The sequence below is a fragment of the Rhodobacter lacus genome, assembly GCF_042683065.1.
Lineage (GTDB): Bacteria > Pseudomonadota > Alphaproteobacteria > Rhodobacterales > Rhodobacteraceae > Rhodobacter > Rhodobacter lacus.
In genome coordinates, this window is record NZ_JBHUIX010000011.1 from 400,100 (window position 1) to 414,283 (window position 14,184).

At 65.1% G+C, this 14,184-nt stretch carries 12 protein-coding genes and 1 pseudogene; 11 read left to right on the top strand and 2 right to left on the bottom strand.

Annotated elements, in window-relative coordinates; translation table 11 throughout:
• Window positions 1–39 precede the first annotated feature (39 nt).
• The 3 genes from ACFSM0_RS11485 to ACFSM0_RS11495 are packed head-to-tail and all read left to right on the top strand — an operon-like array spanning window position 40 to window position 3,828.
• The gene (locus ACFSM0_RS11485; protein ID WP_377390443.1) at window positions 40–1,119 is read left to right on the top strand and encodes a HEAT repeat domain-containing protein; all 1,080 of its coding nucleotides are present in this window, start codon (window positions 40–42) and stop codon (window positions 1,117–1,119) included.
• Window positions 1,116–2,678, top strand: a complete 1,563-nt coding sequence (locus ACFSM0_RS11490; RefSeq protein WP_377390445.1) for a glycosyltransferase family 2 protein — start codon at window positions 1,116–1,118, stop codon at window positions 2,676–2,678. Before ACFSM0_RS11485 ends, ACFSM0_RS11490 begins: the two co-directional genes overlap by 4 nt.
• A 1-nt stretch (window position 2,679) precedes the next feature.
• Window positions 2,680–3,828, top strand: a complete 1,149-nt coding sequence (locus tag ACFSM0_RS11495; protein WP_377390447.1) for a YaiO family outer membrane beta-barrel protein — start codon at window positions 2,680–2,682, stop codon at window positions 3,826–3,828.
• Between the two features lie 364 nt (window positions 3,829–4,192).
• Here the strand turns inward: ACFSM0_RS11495 and ACFSM0_RS11500 are convergent, their stop codons facing one another.
• Complete coding sequence (locus ACFSM0_RS11500) at window positions 4,193–4,711, bottom strand: phenolic acid decarboxylase (RefSeq protein WP_377390449.1); 519 nt, start codon at window positions 4,709–4,711, stop codon at window positions 4,193–4,195.
• Window positions 4,712–4,829: 118 nt separating this feature from the next.
• Here ACFSM0_RS11500 and ACFSM0_RS11505 point away from each other — a divergent pair, with 118 nt between their 5' ends.
• Window positions 4,830–5,726, top strand: coding sequence for a LysR family transcriptional regulator (locus ACFSM0_RS11505; RefSeq protein ID WP_377390451.1), 897 nt, complete (start codon window positions 4,830–4,832; stop codon window positions 5,724–5,726).
• 143 nt (window positions 5,727–5,869) lie between these two features.
• On the opposite strand, the pseudogene ACFSM0_RS11510 reads toward ACFSM0_RS11505, so the two are convergent.
• Window positions 5,870–6,153 (bottom strand): annotated as a pseudogene (locus ACFSM0_RS11510) (transposase); the annotation flags it as partial.
• A gap of 200 nt (window positions 6,154–6,353) precedes the next feature.
• Between ACFSM0_RS11510 and ACFSM0_RS11515 the strand changes: the two are divergent.
• The 7 genes from ACFSM0_RS11515 to ACFSM0_RS11545 all read left to right on the top strand — a co-directional run bounded on the left by ACFSM0_RS11515 (window position 6,354) and on the right by ACFSM0_RS11545 (window position 14,127).
• Complete coding sequence (locus ACFSM0_RS11515; RefSeq protein ID WP_377390453.1) at window positions 6,354–7,379, top strand: ABC transporter substrate-binding protein; 1,026 nt, start codon at window positions 6,354–6,356, stop codon at window positions 7,377–7,379.
• 64 nt (window positions 7,380–7,443) lie between these two features.
• Complete coding sequence (locus tag ACFSM0_RS11520; RefSeq protein WP_377390455.1) at window positions 7,444–8,937, top strand: sugar ABC transporter ATP-binding protein; 1,494 nt, start codon at window positions 7,444–7,446, stop codon at window positions 8,935–8,937.
• Entirely contained in the window at window positions 8,937–9,881 is a 945-nt protein-coding gene (locus ACFSM0_RS11525) for an ABC transporter permease (RefSeq protein WP_377390457.1), read from the top strand. The genes ACFSM0_RS11520 and ACFSM0_RS11525 overlap by 1 nt, the downstream gene beginning before the upstream one ends.
• A gap of 12 nt (window positions 9,882–9,893) precedes the next feature.
• A complete protein-coding gene (locus ACFSM0_RS11530) occupies window positions 9,894–10,892 on the top strand; it encodes an ABC transporter permease (protein WP_377390459.1) in 999 nt (332 codons plus the stop codon).
• 1 nt (window position 10,893) lies between these two features.
• Complete coding sequence (locus ACFSM0_RS11535; protein ID WP_377390461.1) at window positions 10,894–11,934, top strand: LacI family DNA-binding transcriptional regulator; 1,041 nt, start codon at window positions 10,894–10,896, stop codon at window positions 11,932–11,934.
• The gene (locus tag ACFSM0_RS11540; RefSeq protein ID WP_377390463.1) at window positions 11,931–12,983 is read left to right on the top strand and encodes a sugar phosphate isomerase/epimerase family protein; all 1,053 of its coding nucleotides are present in this window, start codon (window positions 11,931–11,933) and stop codon (window positions 12,981–12,983) included. The genes ACFSM0_RS11535 and ACFSM0_RS11540 overlap by 4 nt, the downstream gene beginning before the upstream one ends.
• Before the next feature lie 10 nt (window positions 12,984–12,993).
• Window positions 12,994–14,127 (top strand): Gfo/Idh/MocA family protein, encoded by a 1,134-nt coding sequence (locus tag ACFSM0_RS11545; RefSeq protein ID WP_377390465.1) that lies wholly within the window; start codon window positions 12,994–12,996, stop codon window positions 14,125–14,127.
• The last annotated feature ends 57 nt before the right edge of the window (window positions 14,128–14,184 follow it).

The window sequence follows — 14,184 nt, forward strand, 5'->3', positions numbered from 1 at the left end:
GGAACGGGCAGGCTGGCGCACCGGTATTGAGGAAAACCAATGATTTCCGAGGAAAATCTTCTGCTTCTGATCTGGAAGATCTCGCTCGTGCTGGCGCTCGGCGCAATCGCGATCTTTGCCGTTCTGGTGGCGGCGCGCGCGCGCTCCACCCGGCGCGAGCGGCGGCGTCAGGTGCGGGCGCGCGAGCTCTCCGCGCTGATGCATACGGTGCTGCAAAGCCCCGTGGATCTGCCGCCCGAATGCCTGCCAAAGCTCGCGAAAAAGGACTTTCCGATCCTGCTTGATGTCGCGCTGGAGATGATCCGCACCGTGCGCGGCAGCTATGTCGATCAGATCATCGCCCTCGTCACGCATCTCGGCCTCTACCCGCATCTGGCGCTTGAAGCGGCACAGGGAGGGCGGGCATCGCGCCGCAAGGCGCTGTTGCTGATTGGCTATTACCCGGATGATCGCAGCCGGGATATTCTTTTCGCCGCGGCGCGCGACCCTGATCCCTATCTGCAGATCACGGCATTGCGGGGCCTTGCCCGGCACGGCGAGATCGACTGTTCAGACGTGTTGCGCGCGCTCGCAAAGACCACGCAGACCAACACGCTGATGCTTGCCGATGTGCTGGGCCGTTTTGGCGAGACGGCGCTGCCGGTCCTGCACGACCTCGCCACCACGGTGCCGGACGGTGCGGATGAAACCGCGCGCCGCCATGTGCGCCGCGCCGCGATCATGGCCATCGGCACGATCGGCGCGCTTGGCTCGACCACGGTGTTGCGCGGGCTTTTGCGCGAGCGCGATGCGCCTTTGCGTGCCGCCGCCGCCACGGCCCTCGGGCGGATCGGAGATCCGGTCGCGGTGCCCGAGCTTGCGGCGCTTTTGCGCGACAAGGCGGTCGAGGTGCGGATCCGTGCGGCCGAGGCGTTGGGCGAGTTGCAAGACGAGATCGCGCTGCCCGCGCTGGTCATGGCGCTGAACGATGCCGCCTGGGGTGTGCGCTTTCGCGCCGCCGAGGCGCTTGGGCGCACGGGCGGCAAAGGGCTGGTGGCGCTGCGCGCCATCGCCCGCCGCGACGGCCCGGAGGGCGAAATCGCAAGCCAGGTCCTGGCGGAAATGGCGGTGGCGGGATGATTGTGGAAGTGCTTTGGGCTGATCTTTCCAACCTCCTGCAAACGCATCGCGGCGTGATCGAGGGGGTCTCGCTCGTCATTCTGGGGATCGGCGTCTTGATCAATGTGATCAGCGTCCTGCAACTCCCCGCGGCGCTGAGCGAGCTGTTGCGCCATTCGCGCGCCGAGGACCGCGACGCAACATGGGAGGTGCTGATCTCCGATGTCGCGATGCCGGTGAGCGTTCTTGTGCCCGCCTACAATGAAGAAGCGACGATCGTCGACAACGTCCGCTCGATGCTGTTTTTGCAATATCCCGATCTGGAGATCGTTGTTGTCAACGACGGCTCGCGCGATGCAACGCTGGAGCGGTTGATCGCCGCTTTCGCGCTGAGCCCGGTGGTGCGCGCGCATGAGCTGGCGCTGCCACATGCGGCGCTGCGCGGGCTTTATGCAAGCCCCGCCTGGCCCGGCCTTCTGGTCATCGACAAGCACAATGGCGGCTCGAAATCAGATGCGATCAATGCCGGCATCAACCTGTCGCGCAACCCGCTGTTTTGCGTTGTCGATGCGGATTCGCTGCTGGAAGCGGATTCGCTTTTGCAGACCGTGCGCCCGTTCATGGAGAACCCCGACGGCATGGCGGCGGTGGGGGGAACGGTGCGGGTTCTCAACGGCTGCACCGTCGAGAACGGCCAGATCGTTACCGTCGGCCTGCCACGCAAATTCCTGCCTTCGGTGCAAAACCTTGAATATATCCGGGCGTTTCTGGTGACCCGGCTGGCGTGGAGCCACTGGAGGATGCTGTCGATCATCTCCGGCGCTTTCGGGCTCTTTCGGCGCGATCTGGCACTCGAAATCGGCGGTTTTGCCAAGGGCTCGCATGGCGAGGATTACGATTTCATCGTGCGGCTGCACCGCCATCTGCACGACAACAAACGCCCCTACGAGATGCGCTACCTCCCCGAGCCGGTGTGCTGGACCGAGGCCCCGGAGGATCTGCGCACGCTCAGCACCCAGCGTCGGCGCTGGCAACGCGGCGCGATGCAGGTGCTGCTCGCCAATGCCCGGATGATCGGCAATCCGCGCTATGGCCGGTTCGGGATGCTGGGGCTGACGCACAACCTGCTTGTCGATGTGATCGCGCCCGTCGCCGAGCTTGCGGGCTATCTGTTCCTGCCGCTCTTTTATCTCTCCGGGGCGCTCGACGGGGCGTTCCTGCTCGCCTTCTTCGGCTTGTTCGTGATGCTCGGAGTTTTTTACAGTGTCTGCGCCCTGATCCTCGAGGAGATCGAGCTCAAGCGCACGCCGGGCGTGGCGGGGCTGATCATGATCGGCCTTGTCGCGGTGATCGAGAATTTCGGCTACCGTCAGCTCAACAGCCTGTGGCGGATCCGGGGGCTTTGGGAGTTTCTGCGCGGCACCCATGGCTGGGGAGAGATGCAGCGGCGCGGCGCGATGCGCGCCCCCGCAGATGCCGGGCCCGGCGCCACGGTCGGCGTCGTTGGCTATGCGGCGGGGCGGGGGGGCGCGACACTCTACGCCATCCCGACCCCGGAGGAGCACGAGATTGGGAGGTAGCATGCGCAGTCTGTCCCGAATAGGTTTTCGCCGCCTGCATCCGGTGGCCGCGAGTCTGATGGCGATTTGCCTGAGCCTTTGCGTTGCGGGCGCGGCGCAGGCCGAGCAACCGCTTTACGAGCGCGCCGTCGCCGCGCGCGCGGCGCAAGATCACGCAACCGCCGCGCAACTCTTCGAGGCCGTTTTGCGCCGCGAGCCGCGCAATGCCGATGCGCTGGTGCTGCTGGGCTATTCGCGGCTGGCGCTGGATCAGCCGGATGCAGCCCGCACCGCTTTTGAGGCCGCGCTGCGGCTTGCGCCCGACTATCAGGACGCCCGGCTCGGCCTTGCGCAAATCGCCTTTCGCAACGCGAATCGCGCGGGCGCTTCGGATCTGGTCAATATCGTGCTCGCCGCCCAACCCGACAGCGCCGAGGCGCTGGCATTGCGCGCCCGTCTGGATGCCCCGCCGCCTTTGCGATGGCGCCTTGATCTGGGGGGCGAATATCATGATCTCAGCGCCGGACGGCATCCTTGGCACGAGGCGATCACGACGCTGTCCTACGCTTTCGGGCAGGGAACGGCGATCTCGGGCACGCTGCGCCATGCCGATCGCGGCGCGCTCGACGACACTCAGGTTCTGGTCCGGCTGACCCATGCGTTCTCGCCACGGCTGACGGTTTACGGGCTGATCGGCGCCGCCCCGGACGCCGATTTTCTGCCCAAGCGGACCTTCGCACTTGGGGGCAACGTCCGGTTGTGGCACGAAGACAGCCTGCCCGCCGCGCTCTGGGTCAATTTCGAGGCGAAGCAGGAAAGCGGTGTCGAGGGGAAAGTGCTGACGACCCGGATTGGCCCGCGGCTCGTGCTTTACGATGACGCATTGGCCGTCTCGGTCGACTGGCTGCATGGCAAGGGCGAGGCCGGCACCCGCTACAACGGTGCGCTCGTCAGGCTCGAAGGGCAGATCAACGACCGTCTGCGCGGCGTCGTCGGATATGCCTATGCGCCCGAGATCGACCGCACCAACGTGATCCGCGCGCAGGGGTGGTTTGCAGGTCTGTCCTATGACATCGACGACAGCCTGACCCTGCGCGCCACACTGGCACGCGAGACGCGTGACGCCTATGACCGCAATACTCTCGCGATCGGACTGACGAAGCGCTTTTAGCACCTCGCCGCAATGGCCCGTTGAGGTCCAGCCAAAGCGGAACCCGGCAGGCGGATAATTTCCACGGCGACGTGAGCCATGTGACCCGTTCCCCGAGGCGATGCGCCGGGGGGGGTGATGGACCGAAAACTGAGGTTGCCCCTCTTTCCCCGGGCAGATTTGCAGCGGTGCCAAGCTTGCCGGTTGATCATACCGCCGCCTTCAGATCCTGGCCCCGAGGGAGTTTGGCTCTGCTGCACAAAATCCTTGGGGGATTCATCTTGTGAATCCAGAGCGGGAGCTTGCTTGCATGAGCAGGCATGAGTCGCCGCGGGATTGCGCCCCGCGACGACGTCTTCTTGTGCAGAGCGGAAGCTCGAGCGCGTCAGTTGCGGCGCGCGGCGTAGCCGGCGGGCAACTCGGACGGCGCGCAAGCAACCACTGTCTCGTCATCGGCGCCGCAGTCTTCCACAAAGGTGACGGTGGCGAACTCGTCGATCACGAGTCTCGGATAGGTCGGGCCCGCATCGCGATAGGCCCTCATTTCGTCGAGATGCTCGTTTTGGAAACAGACGGTCTTTTCGGGGGTCTCGCCAATCCAGGCGGGGAAGAAGATGACCCCGTGCAGCTGCCGGCTGGTCAGATTGACGGCCACGCTTACCGCGGTGCCGGTCGGCTCATCCCAGGAGATTTTGAAAACGTCGGGCGCGAGCCGGACGATATGAACCTCTTGGTCGCGCACCCAGCGGCCGCCAACCATCCCGGAATGGATCCGATAGTCGATGGTGCGGGCGTTTTTTACATAGAGCTCGTACTGCCAGCCGTTGTCATAGGTGTAGATCAGATGTTTGCCGACGAAGCTGGTCAGTTCTTCAGGCTTGGTGGATTCAAACAGGTCCGACATGGGATGTCCTTTCGGGTTTCTCTGGGTCTAGACATACCTTTGAAAATTAGATCAACAAGTTTCCATTTCTGATCATCATGATCTATAAATCAGATAAATAGAGACAGCAGAGGTGCAGATGGCCCCAGTGCCCCGGTCAACACTTGAACAATGGACCGTGCTGAGAACCGTGGTCGAGGAGGGCAGCTTTGCGGCCGCGGCGCAGCGGCTCCATCGCAGCCAGTCCTCGGTCAGCTATGCGATTGCGCGGTTGCAAGATGCGCTTGGCGTCGATCTGCTGGAGCTGCGCGGGCGGCGCGCCGTGCTCACGCCTGCCGGGGCGATGCTGCTTTCGGAGGCTGTGCCGCTGATCGATGATCTGGCGCGGATTGAACGGCAGGGTCACACGATTGCGCAGGGGGGGCGGGAGCAGATCCGGTTGCTCGTCGATACCTTGTTTCCGCGCGGACGCCTGTTTTCGGCGCTTGAGGATTTTGTGCAGCGCTTCCCCGACACCGAGATTCATCTGACAGAGACCGTGCGGCTGACGGTGCTGGAAGCCGACCCCGAGGATTTCGAGCTTGCGATCCTGATCGCAGACCCGGGCGCACCCGATATCAACCTGGTGGGAGAGGTCCATATGGTTGCCGTGGCTGCGGCGGATCATCCGCTGGTGGCGGCCGGGCCGGCGCCAGGTCCGGCAGCGCTGGCGCGCCATCCCTGCGTGGAAATCCGCGGCATCGACGCTCCGGGCGGGCGGCAGGGGCGCGGACGGGTTTGGCGCATGAACACGGTCGAATCCGCAATCGGCGCGGTGCGGCGCGGTCTGTGCTATGGCTGGTTGCCGGCCGGCCAAATTCGCGCCGATCTTGAGGCGGGGCGGTTGCAACCGATCCCGCTTGCACGCGGCGCGACGCGCCCGACCTCCTTTGGGCTGAAGCTTGGTCGCGGCGCTGAGGACGATGGCATCATTGCGGAGCTGGCCGCTTTGCTGCAAGCGCGGCACGATTCTGAGCCTCAACCGGCACCGGCCTGACCACGGCAGGGCGCGGTGAAGCCGTTCATGACGGCGACACGAACCTGAAGTGAGACGCCTTGGCGGTCGGGTTCTGCACCATCAGGCGTTGGCCAACAGCTTCAGGCCATGCATCCTGGTCTCGGCGCAAAGTCGGCGATGCCCTCGATCCGCAAGTGCAGCGGCCCCTTGGCGCCACGATTGGGGCGTTAACGGCGTCTTCTGGCGCCGGGATAGCGCGCTGAAGTCCGGCCCCGCTAGGAGAGGCCAACCAACCGCCGCAGGCTCTCGACAAAGCGTGTCGTTTGCCTGAACGCCATGGCGACCGGCGCCTTTATTGACAGACCGTTCTGGATCGCGGCTGCGCCCCCGCTTGCTGACGGCCCCGTTGGCCGGTCCGCTTGGCCTCCCACGTCATCTTGCAATCGAACCAGACCGTCCGTGCACCCGGCGACGCGCATTGTGGAATTGACAAATGTAACCGATTACATCACGCTGCTGGCATCGAATGAGGGTGCTTTGCGTGAGTCTGAAAGTGGTGACCTGATCCAGTCGGAGGGCACCACACCGTTCGGGGGAGACGGTTCAGCGCGCAAGGCCCGGTTGATTTCGTCGAGGACCCGGCAAGGCCGGGCAAAAGGAGGAAGAATGCAATCGAAATGGTTCGTCGCGGCGGTGACCGCGACCGCTTTGACGACGCTGGCCACCACGGTCAGCGCCGATACGTTCAAGATCGGTCTTTCGAACGGTTGGGTTGGCAGCGAATGGCGCACCCAGATGATCGAAGAGGCGCAAGCCGCCGCGGCCGCATGGGCCGATGCCGGCACCACGGTCGAGGTGGTGGTGCAAAGCGCCAATGTTGATGCGCAGGGCCAGATCGGTCAGGTGCGCAACTTCGTCAATCAGGGCGTCGATGCGATCATCATCAATGCCAACAGCCCGACCGCCTTCAACCCGATCTTCGCGCAAGCCAAGGCGAAGGGCATTCTGGTGATTGCCACCGATGCCGAGGTCTCGTCGAAAGATGCGATTTATGTGGGGATCGACCACAAGGAATGGGCGATGCAATCGGCCAAATGGCTCGCCGAGACGCTGCATGGCAAGGGCAATATCGTCGCCATCAACGGCGTCGCCGGGCACCCGGCCAACGAGATGCGGGTTGCGGGCTACAAAGAGGTGTTCGCCGATTACCCTGACATCAAGGTGCTCAACGAGGCCAATGCGAACTGGGATCAGGCGCAGGGGCAACAGGTGATGCAAAACCTCCTGGCCACCTACCCCGACCTGCAAGGCGTCTGGGTGCAAGACGGCATGGCCGCGGGCGCCTGGCGCGCGATCATGGCCGCAGGCAAGAAAAATGACATCGCCGCCACCGGCGAGATCCGCAAGGACTTCATGACGGTCTGGAATGACGAGGGGCTGACCTCGGGCGCCTCGGTGAACCCGCCCGGCGTGATGGCGAGCGCGCTCAACGTGGCGGTGCTGAAGCTTCAGGGCAAAGAGTTCAAGGACGGCATCTTCGGCGGCACCTACGGCAATGCGATCTATCTGCCGATCCCGTTCGTGTCGAACGAGAACCTGACGGAAAAACTCGCCGAGGCCGAAGGCAAGCCGGGCTACTGGTCGGTGACGGCCACGCTGTCGCCGGAAGACGCGTCCGCTTTCTTCAAGTGAACCAACACGTTCCGGGTCCCCGCGCCTGAGGGGGCGGGTATCCGGACACCAACCGGGGCATGTCATGAAACCGGCCATCGAGGCGCAAGACCTCACCAAGACATTCGGCGCGGTCAGGGCGCTGACCGGCGGGCGGCTCAGTGTTGCCCGAGGCGAGATCCATGCCCTTCTGGGCGCGAATGGCTGCGGCAAGAGCACCTTGTCGAAGATCATCGCCGGCACCCATGCGCCCAGCTCCGGCCTTCTTTCGATTGATGGCCAACCGGTCAGCTTTGCCTCGCCCCGCGCGGCGGAAGAGGCCGGTGTTGCGCTCTTTTATCAGGAACTCAGCCTGATCCCGCAACTCTCGGTCGAGGCAAATATCTTCCTTGGCCGCGAGCCGCGCACGGCGACGGGCGCGATTGACCGCAAGCTGATGCGGCAAAAGACCCTCGCCCTGATCGCGCGATTCGGCGCGGCCATCGGTCCGGGGCTGCGCCCCGAGGCCCGGGTGAGCGAGCTGCAACCCGGCGAGCGGCAGATCGTCGAGATCCTGAAGGTCTATGCCAAGGAACCGCGGATCGTGATCATGGACGAGGCGACCGCCGCGCTCGACAGCCGCCAAGTTGCGGTGTTCTTCGATTTTCTGCGCGAAAAGCGCGCCGAGGGTCTCTCGACCGTCTTCATCTCGCACCGTCTGGCCGAGGTATTCGCATTGTGCGACCGGATCACGGTGATGCGCAACGGCGAGACCGTGGCACAGATGCCGGTGGCGGAAACAACGCAGGAAGAGGTCGTGCGGATGATGGTGGGAGACATTCACCGCCCGCAAAAGCGCCAGCGCACCGCCCCCCTCTCTGCCCCCCTGTTCGAGCTCGACAACGCCACCGGAGACCGGTTCCACAACGTCTCGCTGCGCCTCGCGCCCGGCGAAATTCTGGGGCTTGGCGGTTTGCAGGGGCAAGGCCAGTCGGCGCTCCTGCGCGGGCTGTTCGGGATTTCGCCGCTGCGCGGGGGCACGCTGCGCCTCAACGGCTCGCCCTGCCGCTTGCGCCGCCCGGCGCATGCGATGGCGCAGGGCATGGGCTATGTCTCTGGCGACCGCGTCTCGGATTCGGTGCTGCAGGGCCGCTCGATCTATGAAAACCTGCTCGCCGCGCTGGTGATGCGCGAGCGCAAGCTCTGGCTTTCGCCCCGCGTGCTTGCCCCGCGCCTCACCGCAGAAGCCGCGAGCCTCAAAACGAAATACGCCCGCCTGTCAGACAGCATCAACACGCTTTCTGGGGGCAACCAGCAAAAGGTGTTCATCGCCCGCTGGCTTGCCACGCAACCCCGCCTGCTCCTGCTCGACGATCCGACGAAGGGGATCGACCTCGGCGCGAAAGCCGATCTGTTCGCGCTGATCAGGGAGCTCGCGGATCAGGGGGTGGGGATCATCCTCTATGCTTCGGAAGAAGCCGAACTGCTGGACAATTGCGACCGGATCGCCGTGTTCAACGGCGGCGCGGTCGTCACCGAACTCTCGGGCGCCACGCTCGATTCCTTCCATCTCACCCGTGCCGCTTTCGGAGAGACGTGATGCGTGATCTGCTGACACGAGAACGCCCCGCCTGGCTTCTGGCCGCCGCAACGCTGATCCTGCTGATCGTGATCAACGGGCTGGTGCAACCGGGCTTTTTTGACCCTTCGGTGCTGCAATCCAACCTCACGACCTTCCTGCCGCTTGTGCTGGTCGCGATCGGGCAGACCTATGTGATCCTCGGCGGAGACATCGACCTTTCGGTCGGCGCCATCGCGGCTCTGGTCAATGTGGTGGTGGTGAGCGTGATGGCCGCGCTTGGCGGCGGCCACGGCGCGATTGCGGCGGGGCTGCTTGCCGGGCTGGGCACGGCCCTTCTGTGCGGCATGGTGAACGGCATCCTGATCGCGCTTGTGCGGCTGCAGCCGATGGTGACAACCTTCGGCACCGGCATCATCTTTTCGGCGCTTGCGCTTTGGGTGCTGCCGCAGGCCGGCCTTGAGGTGCCCGAGGCCTACTGGAGCACCTATGGCGGCCATGTTCTCGGTGTGCCGACGGTGCTGGTGATCTTGATCCTCGCAACGCTCTTTGTGGTGCTTCTGGCCCGCCGCCCGTTCCAGAGCTGGCTCAAGGCGGTTGGCGGAAACCGCAGCGGCGCGTTCCAGAGCGGGCTCGCGCTGAACCGGATCCGCATCAAGGCCTTTTTGCTCAGCGCGGTTTTTGCCGGGCTTGCCGCGCTCTGCCTGACCGGAGAAACCGCGACGGGCGACCCGCTGATGGGGCAAAGCCTCGGCATGGGGTCGATCTCGGCGGTGGCTCTCGGCGGCACGCTGCTTTCGGGCGGAGTTGGCGGGGCCATCGGCTCGATGCTGGGCGCCCTGCTTCTGGGCATGATCGGCAACGTCATCTACTTCGCCGGGCTGCCCTATGAATATCAAACGCTGGTGCAGGGGCTGATCGTTCTGGCCGCCCTGGCGGGCGGTGTGGTTCTGGCGCGCCGGTAAGGAGAGTGCAAGATGAGCAATGGTATGACCTCTGACACGGCGGCCCCCTCCCCGGCAGGCCGGGCGGTTGCACTCCTGCGCGATCCGCTCACGCTTGCGCTGGTGGCGATCGCGGTGATGCTCGGCCTTGGCGAGCTTTTGTCCCCCGGATTCGCGCGCGGCGATCAGATCGTGCGGCTTTTGACGGTCGCGGCCCTGCTGGGCATTGCCGCCGCGGGGCAGAACCTTGTGATCCTCGCCGGTGGCGCGGGGATCGACCTTTCGATCGGCGCGCTGATCTCGTTCGGGGCGGTGGTGGCGGGCAATGTGATGAACGGCGTCGATGCCGCGATCCTGCCCGCGATCCTCGCGGCGATTGCCGTCACCTTTCTCTTTGGCTGCGTGAACGGGATCGGCGTGACCCTGATCCGCATCCCGCCCATCGTGATGACGCTTGGCATGATGGCCGTGGTGCAGGGCGGGCTGGTGGTGTTTTCGCAAGGCATCCCCTCGGGCAATGCCGCGCCCGCGCTGATGCAGTTCATCAACCAGCCTGCGCTGTTTGGCCTGCCGGGGGTGCTGTTCGCCTGGCTGGCGCTTTGCCTTGCCATGGTGATCTTGCTCAAGCGCAGCGCGCTTGGCTTCGCGATCTATGCCATCGGCGCGAATGAGCGGGCCGCCGGGCTTGTCGGGCTGCCGGTCCGGGCGGTGCGGATTTTGGTGTTCGGCCTCTCGGGGGCGCTTGCCGGGCTGACCGGGGTGATGGTGATCGGCTACACCGGCAACTCCTTCATCAGTGTCGGGGATCAATACATGCTGCCCTCGATCATCGCGGTGGTGATCGGCGGCACGTCGCTTGCGGGCGGCAGCGGCGGGTACATCGGCACCGTGGCGGGGGCGATTGCGCTCGTGCTGTTGCAAAGCCTGCTCACAACGCTGCATCTGGAGGTCTGGGGGCGGCAATTCATCTTTGGCGCCACGCTTCTGGTTTTGCTCGCCATGTATGGCCGCCAACAGGCACCGAGGGTCTGAGGTGGCGGGCGCCGCTCCAAACATCCGCGATGTGGCGCAGCGCGCCGGGGTCTCGACCGCGACCGTGTCGCGCACATTGGCGCATCCCGACAAGGTGCGCGAGGATACCCGGCAAAAAGTGATGGAGGCCGTCGAGGCGCTTGGTTTCGTGCCCAATGATCGTGCGCGGGTGTTGCGGCGCCAATCCAGCCAGACCGTGATCTTGCTCGTGCGCGACATCTCCAACCCGTTCTATCTGGATGTTTACAAGGGCGTCGAAGAGGCGGCCTTTGACGCGGGCTACAAGGTGCTGATGGGCGATGCCCGCGATGATGACGAACGCATCAGCCATTACATCGAGGCGGTGCGCGAGCGCCATGCCGATGGCCTGATCCTGATGATCGGTCGGTTGCCCGACAGGTTTGGCGAAGATCCCGCCCGCTTGCCGCCGATTGTCGTGGCCTCAGAAGCGATCCGCACCATCGACGTGCCCACCGTCAAGGTGGACAATGTGGCGGCCGCGCGCGCGGCGGTGGAGCATCTGATCGCGCTCGGGCATCGGCAGATCTGCCATATTGCCGGGCCGCTGGACGAATACCTCGGCGAGGCCCGCCTGGAGGGCTATCGCGCCGCCCTTGCCGCCGCCGGAATCGGCGATGATCCCGGTCTTGTGCTGGCAGGCGACTTCAGCCTTGGCGCGGGGCATGATCTGGTCGCGGATCTGATCGCGCGCGGCGGCACGTTCAGCGCGATCTTTGCCGCCTCTGACCAGATGGCGATTGGCGCGATCACCGCCTTGCGCCAGCGCGGCCTGCGGGTGCCCGAAGACATCTCGGTGGTCGGGTTCGACGATACGCTGATTGCCTCGATGGTCGACCCGGCGCTGACCACCATCCATCAACCGCGCCGCGACATCGGCTTTGCCGCCATGACGATGATGATCGAGCGGCTTTCCGGCGTTGTCACGCCAACCGACCGGGTGTTTCCGACCGAGTTGATCGTGCGCAACTCCACCCGCCCCTTGGGGCGGACACATCCTCGGCAGGAAAGGGGACACAGATGAAAACGCTCAAGGGACCGGGCCTGTTTTTGGCGCAATTCATAGGGACGAGCGCCCCGTTTGACAGCCTCGACGGGCTCGCGGACTGGGCCGCCGGTCTTGGCTACAAGGGGCTGCAACTGCCGACCACGGCAGGCCTTTTCGATCTGGAGCTGGCGGCGCAATCGCAGGGCTATGCCGATGAGCTGACGGGGCGGCTGGCCGAGAAGGGGCTCGCAATCACCGAGCTCTCGACCCATCTGCAAGGCCAGCTCGTTGCCGTGCATCCGGCCTATGACACGCTCTTTGACGGCTTTGCGCCCGCGCATCTGCGCGGCAATCCGGCAGCCCGCACCGCTTGGGCGAGCGCACAGCTCAAGCTTGCTGCGCAGGCCTCGAAAAACCTCGGGCTGTCCGCGCATGCGAGTTTTTCCGGCGCATTGGCGTGGCCCTATATCTACCCTTGGCCGCAACGGCCTGCGGGCCTTGTCGAGACCGCCTTCGAGGAGCTGGCCCGGCGCTGGACCCCGATCCTTGATGCCTTTGACGCGGCGGGGGTGGATCTGTGCTTCGAGCTCCATCCCGGCGAGGATCTGCACGACGGGGTGACGTTCGAGCGGTTTTTGGCGGCGACGGGCGATCACCCCCGCGCCAACATCCTTTATGACCCGTCGCATTTCGTGCTGCAGGCGCTCGATTACCTGCAATTCATCGACATCTACCACGACCGCATCCGCGCCTTCCATGTGAAGGATGCCGAGCTTCAGGTCTCGGGGCGCTCGGGCGTTTACGGCGGCTATCAGGGCTGGGTCGACCGCCCCGGCCGGTTCCGCTCGCTCGGCGATGGCTCGGTCGATTTCAAGGCGATCTTCTCGAAGCTCGCGCAATACGATTTCGATGGCTGGGCGGTGCTGGAGTGGGAATGCGCGCTCAAGCATCCCGAGCAGGGCGCGGCAGAGGGGGCGGCCTTCATCCGCGATCACATCATTCGCGTGACCGAACATGCGTTTGACGATTTTGCGCAAAGCGGCGTTGATCAGGCCGCGAACCGGCGCCTTCTGGGCCTGAACTGAGGACATGACCATGAGCAAATCCCGTATCCGTATTGGCATGGTCGGCGGCGGTGAAACGGCCTTCATCGGCGCGGTGCACCGCATTGCGATGCGCATCGACGACGCTTTCGAACTGGTGGCGGGGGCGCTTGATGCCGAGCCCGCACGCGGGCGCCGCTTTGCAGCCACGCTGGGCATTGCGCCCGAGCGCGCCTATGACAGCTATCTCGACATGCTGGCCGCCGAGGCTGCCCGCGCCGATGGCATCGAGGCGGTGGCAATCGTCACGCCGAATTTCCTGCATTTTCCGGTGGCGAAAGCGGCGCTGGAAGCGGGGCTGCATGTGATCTGCGAAAAGCCGATGACGGTGACGCTCGAAGAGGCCGAAGAACTCGCCGCGCTCGTGCAGGCAAGCGGAAAGCAGTTCTTCCTGACGCATACCTACACCGGCTATCCGATGATCCGGCAGATGCGCGAGATGGTTGCAGCGGGCGAGATCGGCACGCTGCGGCGCGTCGAGGCGGAATATCTGCAAGACTGGCTTGCCGCCCCGGTGGAGCGCACCGGCGCGGAAGGGGCCGTCTGGCGCACCGATCCGAAAAAGGCGGGGGCTGGCGGGGCGATCGGGGATGTGGGCACCCATGCCTACAACCTCGCGGCTTTTGTGACCGGGCTCGAGCCGGACGAACTCCTTGCCGAACTCAGCGCCTTTGTGGAGGGCCGCCGCGTTGATGATGATGCCGCGATCCTGATGCGCTATGCCGGGGGGGCCAAGGGCTCCATCCTCGCCAGTCAGGTGTTGCCGGGCAATGGCAACAACCTTTCGCTGCGCGTCTATGGCGACAAGGGCGGGCTGGAATGGCGCCAGGAGGCCCCGGAAGAGCTTTGGTTCACCCGGCTCGGAGAGGCACGGCAGATGCTGCGGCGCAATGGGGCCGGGGCGACGGGAGCCGCCGTTGCGGGCAGCCGTGTGCCCGCCGCGCATCCCGAAGGCTATCTGGAGGCCTTTGCCAACCTTTACCGCGATGCGGCCCGCGCCATTTCGGGCCAGACCGAGGGCGCCCTTGTGCCCGGCGCGCCCGAGGGCGTGGCGGGGCTGCGCTTTGTCGAGGCTTGCCTCACTTCCGCGCAGGCGGGCGCGGTCTGGGTGCCGCTGCGGCCATGATCGGGCCCCAAAGGGTCAGGCACACAGGCCTGACCCGCCACAGGCATGATCTGCCCC